Genomic DNA, 13,732 nt, shown 5'->3' on the forward strand with positions numbered 1-13,732 from the left:
CATCAATATGTTTGCTGTTTTATGCACATTGAAAACATACGCTTTCAATGTGCAATTTTCTTTAAACTTGGGTAATCTCTCGGGCAATCAAGAGTCGCTGAATGTCTGATGCACCCTCATAAATCTGGCTGACACGCACATCACGATAAATGCGTTCCACTGGGAAATCATTGACATAGCCATACCCCCCGTGAATCTGAATCGCGTCAGAACACACTTTTTCAGCCATGGTGGATGCAAATAATTTCGCCATAGAAGCTTCCTTCAAACAGGGAAGCCCAGCATCTTTTAAACTTGCAGCATGCAAGATCAGTTGTCTTGCCGCTTCGATTTGTGTCGCCATATCAGCCAAACGAAATGCCACCGCCTGATGTTGTACCAGCTCAACCCCAAAAGTTTTACGCTGATTGGCATATTCTAAGGCTGCATCCAACGCTGCTCGTGCCATCCCGACGGATTGAGCGGCAATTCCAATACGCCCCGATTCCAAATTAGACAAGGCAATTTTATAACCCTGTCCTTCCTCACCTAGAATATTTTCAGCAGGTATACGGCAGTTCTCAAACACAATGGTGGCTGTATCCGAACAGTGTTGCCCCATCTTTTCTTCAATACGTGAAACAATATAACCCGGTGTATCCGTAGGAACTAAGAAACAGGAAATGCCTTTTTTACCCGCTTGCTTATCGGTCACTGCGAAGACAATCGCCAATTGTGCATGTTTACCCGTGGTAATAAATTGTTTGGTGCCATTTAGCACCCACGTATCACCATCTCGTTCTGCACGGCATTGCAATGCTCCCGCATCTGAACCTGCTTGTGGTTCAGTCAGGCAAAAGCAACCTAACCATTCCCCCGAAGCGAGTTTCGGCAGATATTTTTGCTTTTGTTGTTCTGTTCCATATTTATAGGTAATGCCACAGGGTAAAGAGTTTTGTACACTCACAATGGTCGAGATGGCTCCATCACCCGCAGCAATTTCTTCCAAGGCCAAAACCAGTGATACATAATCCATGCCTGCACCACCCCATTCTTGAGGAATGGTCATCCCTAATGCACCTAACTCACCCAGCTGCTTTAACTCTGCTGCTGGAAATCGAGCTGTTTTATCTCGTTCTGCGGCAGTCGGCTTAAGTTGAGTCTGGGCAAAATCGCGCAGCATATCCTGCACCATTTTTTGGTCATCATTTAATATCATGCTGATTCTCAATTCTTTGATTATTTAAGGTTGCACTTCCCATTTGTGCTGTTAGGTTTACGTCATGTGTCTTAAAACGATCAAACCTACTTGGCAGCCATACGGATGGCACCATCTAAGCGAATGACTTCACCATTTAAATAATTATTTTCCAGAATATGTCCCACTAAACTGGCAAATTCCTCTGGTTTCGCCAAACGTGGCGGGAAAGGCACCATTTGCCCCAAAGCATCTTGTACATTTTGTGGCATACCTTTCAGCATCGGGGTTTCCATAATGCCCGGGGCAATGGTCATCACTCGAATTGCATTACGCGCCAGCTCTCGAGCCAGTGGTAACGTCATCGCGACAATTGCACCTTTAGATGCAGAATATGCGGCTTGACCAATTTGACCATCATAAGCAGCAACCGAAGCAGTATTAATAATCACACCACGGTCTTCTTCATCATTTTGCAGTTCATATTTCGCCATTAACTCTGCTGCAAAACGAATCATGTTAAAACTGCCCGTCACATTCACATCCAGCACCTTCTGAAACAGCGCTAAGTCGTGTAAACCTTCTCGACCTAAGACTTTTGCTGAAGGTGCAATCCCTGCGCAATTAACCAAGCCATTGAGTTGACCAAAATCCTGCTCCACATTCAGAAAAAACGATTTCACAGCCTGTTCATTGGTGACATCGAGAGGATAGAATTTTGAGTTATCACCCAAATGTTGTTTTAATGCATAGCCCAGTTCCTGATTCATATCGACAAAAGCAACACGCGCACCGGCATGGACTAAAAATTTCACTGTTGCTGCACCTAAACCTGATGCACCGCCTGTAACCACAAATACTTTATTTTGAATTTTCATTTCCCTGTCCTATCTTTTTTTGCAAGTTCATACTCGACTTTAGCTGCAGAGTAAACACTGTCAAGCTTGAGTACAATTTCCAAATATTGCATTCTTCATGATGGATTTGGACAGTTTTATGTCAGGCAATTTGGAACAGTATGTGAACGAACAACAATTAACCTATGACAAAAGCAGTATTTCAATCAGTCTGGTACATGAAGCCATTCTTGCGGCACATCATCAGGGCATGAATATTCAAGAAATTCTACACCGAGCTGGCATTCAACCTGAGCTGATGCTGTCGAGTAAAGCCCGAGTCTCAATTTCACAATACGCGCAACTGTGGATTGAGCTGGCCAATAGTATGAATGATGAATTCTTTGGGATGGATCAGCACGCCATGCGCCGCGGGAGTTATCAATTTATTTCTAAAGCAGTAATGCAATGTGAAACCTTAGAAAATGCACTCAAAGATATTCTAAAATTTTTAAATTTCATATTAGATGATTTTCAGAGTGAGCTTTGTCTGGAAGACAAGCTTGCTTGTATTGTCATTCACGACAAAAAACAGCCCAAGCGCATGTTCAGTTATGCCACCTATCTCATGTTGGTACACACCTTAATTTGTTGGCTAAGTGGGCAACGCATTGTTTTAAATCAAATTCAACTCAAATGTGAAAAACCTTTAGATGATGAAGATTATCGTGTCCGCTTCTGTTCCAACATTCATTATCTTGCCACGCAAAACAGTGTCGAATTTGACCGCGAATATTTAGACATCAAAATTAAACAGGACAAAAAATCGTGGTATGCCTTTATCTCTCAAACACCACATAATCTACTGGTTCGCTTTAAAAATCCCAATGCACTGAGCACCCAAATTCGCAAATACCTTTTACAAGTTCCACCTGCACAATGGATTGAACTGAATGCTTTGGCACAACAACTCAACATGTCAGAAGCCACCATTCAACGCCGCCTAAAAAGTGAAGGTTGTAGTTACCAACAATTAAAAAATGATATCCGCCGCGACACCGCAATTGAACTATTAAGTAAAACTGATAAACCCTTACATGACATTAGTGACGAACTGAATTTTCATGACCCGAGTGCATTTCATCGTGCCTTCAAAAAGTGGACGGGACTTAGCCCTGGCACTTACCGTCAATTAAAGGACTAAACCCGTCTTATCATTTCAAGCCATGACTGCGAAGTTTTGCTCGACTCCTCAGTCATCCGCTTTCATTGCATCTTTTTGCGATTTAGTATATTTTTCAATCAATTTAAAGCATGAATTCATGCTTATTTCGGCTGTACTCCTCCTGTTTTATCACCTTTCTATCAAGGTCAATGTTATGTTCAAGATGATTGATGTACTCGATCAAAATCTAGTCCAAAATTTCACAACCTCCCTAAACTCTGCAACTGAATTAGATGAATTATTCGGACAAAGTCTTTTAGACTTATCTGAGATTGAATTGCAAAATGTGATTGCACAATTTTTTGCACAGAAAGATGCTTTGGCCAAGGCCAAGGCCCTCGATATCAGTGATGAAGCGATTGCTCAGTTGCAAACAGGCGAACACCTGACTCAAGCAACGTCGCTCACTCAAGCCTCTAAAATTATTGCGTTATGCTTGGCAGAAGAAATTGATGCCTTTGCTCAAGTCGAAGTTTCAGACATTTCTGTCGACTATTTTGTCTAATGCTCATCACACCATTCAAGTTCTAAAAAAGACGACAACCCTGTCGTCTTTTTTAATAGGGATGCCGTACTCGTCTCTTGCATCGCCACATTACCCTATGAAACACTGTCTCTGTTTTACAAACGGTAAATGAAAATGATTGTTCGGGATAAAAATAATAGCTTTACTCTACTTTTTGCTTGGTCGGGCACAATTTTACCTACGGTATTACCTGCACTGTTAATTGTCGTCTTGATTTCGGCAGTTCTGGTTTATCTATCTTCCCACCAATTTTTTACCGTCCCTGCTGTGCCGGCCATTGGTTTTACCATTTTTGGCGTGATTCTTTCCATTTTTTTAAGCTTCCGCAACAATGCCTGTTATGAACGTTGGTGGGAAGGTCGCAAACTCTGGGGAGCGCTCATCGCCAATTCACGTCATATTTCCAGAGATACGCATATCTTGAATGATGTGCAACGTAACATCTTCATGTATCGGGTCATGCTGTTTACCCATTTACTCCGTGACCGCCTAAGAGCACAACAGCAGAATTTCGATTTTTATCGAGATAAAGTCGGCTACACTCCTGAACAATTTCAACAGTTAACTCAAAAAATTAATGCTTCACAATTTGTCTTAGAAAGCATTCAAAAAGACTTGGTGCAAGCCCTTCGTCAGGGACAAATTTCAGATATTCTCTATAACGGGCTGAATCAGCACATTGTCGATTTAGGCAATATTCAAGCTGGTTGTGATCGTATTCTCAGCACACCCTTACCCTTTTCTTATTCGGTGTTGTTGCATCGTACCGTCTATTGTTTTTGTCTAATTTTACCCTTTAGTCTCGAAGCCAGTTTGGGAATTTGGACCCCGATTTTAGTGGGACTGATTGCCTACCTATTTTTAGGTTTAGATGCACTTAGTGCACAAATTGAAGAACCATTTGGCCTACAAGACAATGATTTACCACTCGATTCAATTGTCCGTTTAATTGAACGTGAAATGTCGGAATCCCTCGGTGTAGAACTCCCACCTGTCATCCAACTTGTGAAAAGCAACTTAACCTAATCTCAAGGCAAATTGGCAGCATTTTAGGGTGACAAGCCCGTCTAAATAAAAAAAGCACAACCTAAAAGTTGTGCTTTTTTTATGATTCGTCCAAGGGACAAAATAGCAAGACCCGTTAAAACTTGCCTGATGACTCAAGCAGTTGAGCCAAGGTCACGCGATCATTGCCGCCATAGTCCTTAATGGTACGAATATGGCTAAATCCTGCATCGGCAAATATTTGCTGAACAGCACAGGCTTGCTCATAACCATGCTCAAGGGCGATCCAACCTTGAGGCAGCAACCAATCTTTACCTTCGCGAATAATCACATCAATATCTGCCAAACCATGCTGTGCAGCAACCAAAGCGCGTTCTGGTTCACTGGCCAATGCAGCCATATGTGCATCATCTGCCGCAATATAAGGTGGATTAGACACAATTAAATTAAAGCGTTTATCTGCACAAGAGGACAGTGCAGCATACCAAGCGCCACACGCAAACTGCACGCGCTCCAAGCCATGCGCTATAGCATTTTCTTGTGCCACAGCTAAAGTAGGTGGGTAAATATCCGTTGCCATGACTGACCAAAGTGGTCGTTCACTCGCCAAAGACAAGGCGATTGCACCCGTTCCTGTGCCTAAGTCAATCACTGTAGCATGTGCAGGCAGATCCAGATTCAAACAAGTTTCTACCAAAATTTCGGTGTCAGGACGGGGCACTAAGGTATCGGGTGTCACTTTCAGATCGAGTGTCCAAAACGGCTGAGAACCTAGGACATAAGCCAGCGGCTCACCATTTTCAATGCGCTTCAAACCCTCAAGATAAGCTAGCTCTTGTTCGACCAGTAACTCCTGATCCAAACGAAAGCGTAATTCTAAAGCTGACATCTTAAGCAAATGCTCAAGTAACCATGCATTCTCCTGACGTTCGTAGCTATCAACTTCACCACGAACCGCCAACGCCTCAGCAATATTCATTAACCACCATTCTGCTGTGCAAGCAACGCCAACTGATCAGCTTGATATTCACGATGCAGACTGTCGAGTAATTCCGTTAAATCCCCTTCCATTACAGCATCCAACTTATATAAGGTTAAGTTAATACGGTGGTCAGTCATACGTCCTTGAGGATAGTTATAGGTACGAATCCGCTCAGAACGGTCACCAGAACCAACCAAGTCCCGACGCATTTCTGAAGTCGCAGCATCTGCTGCGGCACGTTTAGCATTTTCTAAACGTGAAGCCAGTAACGCCATCGCTTTAGCCTTGTTCTTATGCTGTGAACGCTCTTCCTGACATTCAACCACTGTGCCTGTTGGAATATGCGTAATACGTACAGCAGAATCGGTTTTGTTGACGTGCTGACCACCCGCGCCCGATGCACGATAAGTATCAATACGCAAATCCGATGGATTAATATCTACGGTCGTATCCACATCAATTTCTGGCAAAATTGCGACGGTACAAGCGGAGGTATGCACACGACCTTGAGATTCAGTTGCAGGTACGCGTTGAACACGATGCGCACCACTCTCGAATTTCAAGCGACCATAAACGCCTTCACCATTGACTAAACAGATTACTTCTTTAAAGCCGCCATGCTCTCCCTCATTTTCAGAAAGGATTTCAATGCGCCAGCCCTGTGACTCGGCGTATTTACTATACATCCGAAATAAATCACCCGAGAAAATTGCCGCCTCATCACCACCTGTTCCGGCACGGATTTCCAAATAAGCGGAGTTTGCATCATTTGGATCTTTCGGAATCATCAGAATATTTAAATCAGCCTCAAGCTGCTCAATAATCGATTTGTTTTCCTTAATCTCTTCTTGTGCCATTTCTTTAAAGTCTGGGTCAGACAACATCGCTTCAGCAGTTTCAATATCTTCCTCTGCCTGTTTATATTTCGCCCACACTTCTGTAATTTCAGTTAAATCATTATGTTCACGTGATAATTGACGAAAACGTTTGTTATCTGAAATAACTTCAATATCAGCCAACAAAGCTGTTAATTCTTCATGACGGTCAGAAAGTTGATCTAATCGTAAGCGCAACGATTCTTTCATTGTTTAATCAATCTCAATAGCTAAAGCAGTCCCAAATCAGGCTGCACAATTTCAAAATTGCGCATAGTTTACCGATTCCGCTATTGAAAAGACATCTTTATTATAGAAGCCAAATCAGCTCACAATCATTTTCAACTGGCACGCTCGAGAATCCATAAAGTGTAGAAACAATAGCGGTTACAGAATAACCATTCAGCGCAAAATAACTCATTAAATCGCCAATTTTAATCAAACTTATACAAAGCACTCACCGAACCGCACAACATTCAGTGCTGCTCTCCATATTTGCGAAGATGCCTTTTGTTACATTTGCCGCATCAAAAATATATTACGTCCGTAGTTTGGACATGGAGAACACCATGAAACTAAATGTTGTTTTATTAAGTACGGCATTGGCTGCCTCATCAATGATGACCATCAACGCACATGCAGACAGCACTACACGCGTTGCCGCGGCAAGTGCACTCGGCAGTGTTGCAGGCACAGCAGTAGGTAAAAGCATGGGTGGAAACACAGGTGCAACCATTGGTGCAGCACTCGGTGGTGCAGGTGGTGCGGCTGTTGCAAGCGATAAACGTAACCGTACAGAATCAGCAATTGGTGGTGCTTTAGGCGGTGGTACAGGCTATACCGTCGGTAAAAGCATGGGAGGTACAAGTGGTGGCTATATCGGTTCAGCCCTCGGTGCCGCAGGTGGTGCTGCATTAGGTAATAAAATTTCCAAAGATAAAGCTGAAGAAAAAGCCAAATCTTCTCGCAAATGGAAAAAACGCCACCGTCATTACCATTAATGCTGCAAAGCATCAATCAATTCAAGCACCTTAAGGTGCTTGTTTTGTGCTGATCTCACAGGCGGCCGTAACCTAAATTCGGTAAGACTCTCCTACTTTTAATGATGAATAATTAATGAAGACAACATACAAAGTCATTACACAATCATCATTCATCAACACACAGTCTTGCGTTTTCAGTCACTGCAATTGTTTTAAATAAGCCTTAAGCACAAAACGAAATCAAGAATGGAGTTTGTCATGAAATTAAATCATTTTATTTATGCCACGTGTATCGCAACTACCTTAATTGGAACCGCACATGCGGACAATGGTACTCGTGTAGCAGCGACCTCAGCTTTAGGCAGTGTGGCGGGTACCGCTATTGGGAAACAACTTGGCGGCACAACGGGTGCAATGATTGGTGCTGCTGTCGGTGGTGCTGGCGGTGCTGCAGCAGCAAGTGACCGACGCAATAGAACTGCAGCCGCAATCGGCGGGGGCTTAGGTGGTGCTGGTGGTTATACCGTGGGTAAAAACATGGCAGGAACCAATGGCGGTTACATTGGTGCAGCTGTCGGTGCAGCAGGTGGTTCAGCACTGGGTCGTAAAGTTTCAGAAGATCGTCGTGATGATGAGCGTTATGATAATCGCGGTTACCGTTCTGATCGCAATTACCGCTACAGTAATGCACGTTATAATGATCGCAATTACCGCCATGATAATGGCCGTCATCTGGGTCATTACAAGAAAAAACGTTGGGATGATTAATCCTGTATGAGAGCATCTTCGGATGCTTTTCTTTTCACTGATGCCAATATATCGAATATTAACGATATACAAAGCTCAACTTATATCGTATTATTTCGATATATGATTTTTGAGTTCAGTTAATGAAAACACTTCAAGAAACTAAATTTTCCATTCTGGAGCTTGCTCCAGTCCGTGATGACAAAACCATTGCCTTTTCACTCCATCACGCACTCGAATTGGCTCAGCATGCAGAAAAACTAGGTTTTGAACGGTTTTGGTTGGCTGAGCATCACAATATGGATGGTATTGCCAGTTCAGCCACCGCTGTGTTGTTAGGATACATACTGGCCAACACCCAGACACTTAAAGTCGGTTCAGGCGGTATTATGCTACCCAATCATGCCCCTTTGGTTGTGGCAGAACAATTTGGTACATTGGCAACACTCTACCCTGAGCGCATTGAACTAGGCTTAGGACGCGCGCCAGGAACAGACCAAGTCACCATGCGTGCCTTACGTCGTGGTCGCCAAGAAACCGAAGATCAATTTCCTCAAGATGTTGCTGAAATTTTGCAATACTTCAAAGCACCAGAACCACAGCAGAAAATTGTCGCCACACCAGGACAATCAACACATGTTCCAGTATGGCTTTTAGGTTCAAGTTTATTTAGCGCACAATTGGCTGCACGCTTAGGTCTTCCCTATTCTTTTGCCTCACACTTTGCACCAAGAATGCTTGGCCAAGCGATTCAACTGTATCGAAATAACTTCCAGCCATCCGAGTACTTGGAAAAACCTTATGTCTCAATGGGTGTTCCTACGGTCATCGCAGACACTGATGAAGAAGCACAATATCTAGCAACCAGTGCTTTTCAACGAGTATTGGCATTAATGCGCGGTCAAAGTTTAAAATTAAAAGCACCCGTAACCAGTATGCAAGAGCTGTGGTCGCCTGTAGAAAAGATGTCGGTGAATAATTTCTTTGCTCTGGCTCAAATTGGATCTGCTGAAACCGTAAGACATGGTCTAGAAGATTTACTGAAAACTTATGAAGTCGATGAATTTATCTTTACCTGTGATATTTACGACACAGAAAAACGCTTAGACAATTTTAGCTATTTAATGCAAATCAAAAATAACGGATAAACCATCCTTAGTAGCAAGCGTCAAAGTACCTCACGTATTTTGGCGCAAACTTAAATTACCTCCACCCAATTGAAAAAATAAGATGACTCTCGAGTAGCTGAATCAACTTTACGTCACAGACAAATTCCGATTCAATTTAAGCCAACAATATACTGACAAAATCCTGACAATAAAAATGATTAAGGAACAATCATGCGATCTTCCAATAGGCTGAACACAAGCAGCTATATTTTTCAAAATCGTACTCAAGACTATGCGGCCTTTCATGGTCATATTATTTCATCCCAACAACTTGAGCTGAATATTTGCGCAATGCAAAACATTGCAATTATTGGTCTAGATCAACATATCGCTTCAAAACTGGAAAAAATAAGACAACAGGCTCATTTAGTCCAAGTTTTTCAAATTCAGCCAAGCTTTGTACTGCCGCAAAATGAACAGAAATTTCATCGAAATATGCAGCATCCTTTGCTGATTCGGAACAAACGTCAAATCAATACAAGAGTCAAAAGTATATTGGCACTGCGCTTTTTAGATACCCAAATTCAAGACACATGGCTCAAACGGCAACTGACGCCCAATCTGGCCAGTGACAAAAAACAGTTCCTGAAATCTGATGATTATTATTACGCGCTACAGCAAAGCAACTGCCAGTTAATCACTTGGCCCATTAAAAAGATCACACAAGATAGTATTGAGTGTGTAGATGGCTCGATTTATCGCGTAGATCTGATTATCCGCATGTGGACTGACGATTAATTTTTCTGTGAATATAATTCAAAAAAAACACTCAATCAGACGCATCTCATTGAGTGTTTTCTCTTTTACCTTATTACAATTATCTTCTTTGAATTATCCAATACGACGCTTTAATCCAGTCATTTGTAATACACGCGTAGAAATTTCCTCAATCGACATTTCCGAAACATTCAGATATTTAATCCCTTCAGAAATATAAATTCCTTCAATCGCACGTAATTCCATTTGGCACTGGCTAAAACTAGCATAACGACTATTGGCTTTACGCTCCGAGCGAATTGCCACCAAACGTTCAGCATCAATCATTAAACCAAACAGTTTATGCTTATGTGCTTTGAGCACTGCAGGTAATCGGTTGTCATCCAAATCTTCTTCAGTTAATGGATAGTTCGCAACCCGAATACCGAATTGTAATGACAAATAAATCGAGGTCGGTGTTTTACCTGAACGCGACACACCAATCAAAATTAAATCTGCTTTGTCATAATGACGTGTACGCGCACCATCATCATTGTCTAAGGCAAAATGTACTGCATCAATACGCGCCTTATAGGACTCAGAATCGGTAACGGCATGCGTCTGTCCGACCAATGTCGTAGGTGGTGTACCCAGCACTTCAGACAGCTTGCTAATTAAGCCTTCAAATACATCTAAGTTCACCGCATTGGCGGTATTAATAATGTCACGCACATAAGGGTCGACTAAAGTATCAAATACCAAAGGCTGTTGACCATCCCGCTCAGCACGTTGATTAATTTCAGCAACTACATTCATTGCAGCTTCTTCAGAGCTAATATAAGGAATAATGTGAATGTCAAAATCTACATTTGGAAACTGAGCCAGCAAAGAGTGTCCCAAAGTTTCTGCTGTAATCGCAGTTCCATCCGAGATAAAAAACACACTTCGCTTTATTTGTTTACCTTCTGACATTAAAATTCCCCTCGAATATTTGTCTAAGTGCTATATAATCATTATAGTAAACTGATCTTACATGACTGTCGCTTGGTAAAATTAAAATACTGAGTAGATTTGTCTTAAATTCATGCCAAGATAGTGATTAATACTGCAAAAGTGGAGTAACAACTTTGGAAGCGCGCGTAATTGGTCTAGAAAAATTAGGGAAACACGACGTTGAGCTCGTGGGTGGAAAAAACTCATCTCTAGGCGAGATGATTAGCCACCTAGCAAATGCAGGTGTATCAGTACCTGGGGGCTTTGCTACTACAGCTGCTGCATATCGTGAATTTCTCGAGCAAAGTGGCCTTAACGCTAAAATTAACGCGGAACTTGCAGCATTAAATGTTGATGATGTAATTGCACTTGCTGAAACTGGTGCAAAAATCCGTAAATGGATCGTAGATACCCCACTCACAGCGGAATTGGAAAAAGAAGTTCGCGACGCTTTCGCTACTCTTTCAAACGGCAACCCTGATATCGCGGTTGCCGTTCGCTCATCTGCGACAGCAGAAGATTTACCAGATGCTTCTTTTGCAGGGCAACAGGAAACCTTCCTCAATATTCGTGGCATCGACAATGTATTGATCGCTATCAAGGAAGTATTTGCTTCACTTTATAATGACCGCGCAATTGCTTACCGTGTACACCAAAACTTTGCCCATGACATCGTTGCATTATCTGCGGGTATTCAACGTATGGTTCGCTCTGAAACGGGTGCGGCAGGTGTAATGTTTACGCTAGATACAGAATCAGGCTTCCGTGACGCTGTATTTATTACTGCTTCTTACGGTTTAGGTGAAATGGTCGTTCAAGGTGCAGTAAACCCTGACGAATTCTATATTTCTAAGCCATTACTTAAAGCTGGCAAACACGCAATCTTACGTCGTAACCTTGGTTCTAAACACCAAAAAATGATTTATGGTGAAGAAGGCGCTGCAGGTAAATCTGTTGTTGTAGTTGACGTTGAAAAAACTGAACGCCAACAATTTGCATTAAATGACCATGAGCTTCAAGAATTAGCTAAACAAGCGCTTATTATTGAAGAACATTACCAAGCACCAATGGATATTGAATGGGCGAAAGATGGTGACGACGGTCAAATCTACATCGTTCAAGCGCGTCCTGAAACTGTAAAAAGCCGTGAAAATGTCGGCACAATGGAACGCTACTTGCTCAAGCAAAAAGGCACTGTTGTGTGTGAAGGCCGTTCAATTGGTCAACGTATTGGCTCAGGTAAAGTTCGTATTGTTACGTCTATTAAAGAAATGGACAAAGTACAAGAAGGCGACGTACTTGTTTCAGACATGACTGACCCGGATTGGGAACCAGTTATGAAGCGTGCTGCAGCGATTGTAACTAACCGCGGTGGCCGTACTTGCCATGCTGCAATTATTGCACGTGAGCTTGGTGTTCCGGCAATTGTGGGTTGTGGCAATGCAACTGAAGTATTAACTGATGGTCAAGAAGTGACAGTTTCTTGTGCAGAAGGTGATACTGGCTTTATCTATGAAGGTGCGTTAGATTTCGAAATTCAACGCAATTCAATTAACTCTATGCCAAAACTTCCGTTCAAAATCATGATGAACGTAGGTAACCCTGACCGTGCATTTGACTTTGCTCAAATTCCAAATGAAGGGATTGGTCTTGCACGTTTAGAGTTCATCATCAACCGCATGATTGGTGTACACCCTAAAGCATTATTGAACATTGACAGTTTACCGCGTGAGACGCGTGCCGCAGTTCTTGCACGTACCTCTGGCTATGCTTCCCCTATTGAGTTCTACGTAGAGAAGTTAGTTGAAGGTATTTCAACTCTTGCTGCTGCATTTGCAGACAAACCAGTTATTGTGCGTATGTCTGACTTCAAATCAAACGAATATGCAAACTTGATTGGCGGTAAGCTTTACGAGCCAGAAGAAGAAAACCCGATGTTAGGTTTCCGCGGTGCAAGCCGTTACGTATCTGAAAACTTCCGTGACTGCTTCGAATTAGAATGCCGTGCATTGAAAAAAGTTCGTGATGAAATGGGCTTAACCAACGTTCAGATTATGATTCCGTTTGTACGTACTGTCGCTGAAGCGAAACGCGTTATTGAATTACTTGGACAAAACGGTCTTAAGCGTGGTGAAAATGGCCTGAAAGTCATCATGATGTGTGAATTACCAACTAATGCTTTGTTAGCTGAACAATTCCTTGAACATTTTGATGGTTTCTCAATCGGTTCTAATGACTTAACTCAGTTAACTTTAGGTCTAGACCGTGACTCAGGTATTGTTTCTCACCTGTTTGATGAGCGTGATGCTGCGGTTAAAGCATTACTTTCTATGGCAATTCATGCATGCCGCAAAGCGGGTAAATATGTGGGTATCTGTGGTCAAGGACCATCAGACCATCCAGACCTAGCAAAATGGCTCATGGAACAAGGTATCGAGTCTGTTTCACTTAATCCAGATTCAGTTTTAGACACTTGGTTCTTCCTTGCAGAAGAAAAAGCTCAACAAGCTTAAGAAAA

Annotated in this window: 13 protein-coding genes; 8 read left to right on the forward strand and 5 right to left on the reverse strand. The window is 42.4% G+C overall.

Features of this window, described 5'->3' with window-relative positions; translation table 11 throughout:
• Positions 1-61: 61 nt before the first annotated feature.
• A complete protein-coding gene (locus ACX17N_RS11980; RefSeq protein WP_458892800.1) occupies positions 62-1,198 on the reverse strand; it encodes an acyl-CoA dehydrogenase in 1,137 nt (378 codons plus the stop codon).
• Between the two features lie 86 nt (positions 1,199-1,284).
• Entirely contained in the window at positions 1,285-2,055 is a 771-nt protein-coding gene (locus tag ACX17N_RS11985; protein WP_458892801.1) for a 3-hydroxyacyl-CoA dehydrogenase, read from the reverse strand.
• A 118-nt stretch (positions 2,056-2,173) separates the two neighbouring features.
• Here ACX17N_RS11985 and ACX17N_RS11990 point away from each other — a divergent pair, with 118 nt between their 5' ends.
• From ACX17N_RS11990 to ACX17N_RS12000, 3 genes are all read left to right on the forward strand, one after another.
• Complete coding sequence (locus tag ACX17N_RS11990; RefSeq protein WP_458892802.1) at positions 2,174-3,217, forward strand: AraC family transcriptional regulator; 1,044 nt, start codon at positions 2,174-2,176, stop codon at positions 3,215-3,217.
• Between the two features lie 175 nt (positions 3,218-3,392).
• Complete coding sequence (locus ACX17N_RS11995) at positions 3,393-3,743, forward strand: hypothetical protein (protein WP_458892803.1); 351 nt, start codon at positions 3,393-3,395, stop codon at positions 3,741-3,743.
• 135 nt (positions 3,744-3,878) lie between these two features.
• Positions 3,879-4,790 (forward strand): bestrophin family protein, encoded by a 912-nt coding sequence (locus ACX17N_RS12000; protein WP_458892877.1) that lies wholly within the window; start codon positions 3,879-3,881, stop codon positions 4,788-4,790.
• A 115-nt stretch (positions 4,791-4,905) separates the two neighbouring features.
• Here ACX17N_RS12000 and prmC read toward each other — a convergent pair whose 3' ends face one another.
• Positions 4,906-5,748 (reverse strand): peptide chain release factor N(5)-glutamine methyltransferase, encoded by an 843-nt coding sequence (gene prmC, locus ACX17N_RS12005; RefSeq protein WP_458892804.1) that lies wholly within the window; start codon positions 5,746-5,748, stop codon positions 4,906-4,908.
• Positions 5,748-6,836, reverse strand: coding sequence for a peptide chain release factor 1 (gene prfA / locus ACX17N_RS12010; protein ID WP_458892805.1), 1,089 nt, complete (start codon positions 6,834-6,836; stop codon positions 5,748-5,750). Before prfA ends, prmC begins: the two co-directional genes overlap by 1 nt.
• Before the next feature lie 359 nt (positions 6,837-7,195).
• On the opposite strand from prfA, the gene ACX17N_RS12015 reads away from it, so the two are divergent.
• The 4 genes from ACX17N_RS12015 to ACX17N_RS12030 all read left to right on the forward strand — a co-directional run bounded on the left by ACX17N_RS12015 (position 7,196) and on the right by ACX17N_RS12030 (position 10,263).
• Entirely contained in the window at positions 7,196-7,627 is a 432-nt protein-coding gene (locus ACX17N_RS12015) for a glycine zipper domain-containing protein (RefSeq protein ID WP_458892806.1), read from the forward strand.
• A gap of 240 nt (positions 7,628-7,867) precedes the next feature.
• The gene (locus tag ACX17N_RS12020) at positions 7,868-8,377 is read left to right on the forward strand and encodes a hypothetical protein (RefSeq protein WP_458892807.1); all 510 of its coding nucleotides are present in this window, start codon (positions 7,868-7,870) and stop codon (positions 8,375-8,377) included.
• 122 nt (positions 8,378-8,499) lie between these two features.
• Positions 8,500-9,504: an LLM class flavin-dependent oxidoreductase gene (locus ACX17N_RS12025; RefSeq protein WP_458892808.1), complete on the forward strand. Its 1,005-nt coding sequence runs from the start codon at positions 8,500-8,502 to the stop codon at positions 9,502-9,504.
• Positions 9,505-9,696: 192 nt separating this feature from the next.
• Positions 9,697-10,263: a flavoprotein gene (locus ACX17N_RS12030; RefSeq protein WP_458892809.1), complete on the forward strand. Its 567-nt coding sequence runs from the start codon at positions 9,697-9,699 to the stop codon at positions 10,261-10,263.
• 93 nt (positions 10,264-10,356) lie between these two features.
• Here ACX17N_RS12030 and ppsR read toward each other — a convergent pair whose 3' ends face one another.
• Positions 10,357-11,193 (reverse strand): posphoenolpyruvate synthetase regulatory kinase/phosphorylase PpsR, encoded by an 837-nt coding sequence (ppsR, locus tag ACX17N_RS12035; RefSeq protein WP_458892810.1) that lies wholly within the window; start codon positions 11,191-11,193, stop codon positions 10,357-10,359.
• A gap of 155 nt (positions 11,194-11,348) precedes the next feature.
• On the opposite strand from ppsR, the gene ppsA reads away from it, so the two are divergent.
• Positions 11,349-13,727 (forward strand): phosphoenolpyruvate synthase, encoded by a 2,379-nt coding sequence (gene ppsA / locus ACX17N_RS12040; protein ID WP_458892811.1) that lies wholly within the window; start codon positions 11,349-11,351, stop codon positions 13,725-13,727.
• Positions 13,728-13,732: the final 5 nt, after the last annotated feature.

It is taken from the genome of Acinetobacter sp. GXMZU3951 (genome assembly GCF_054457875.1).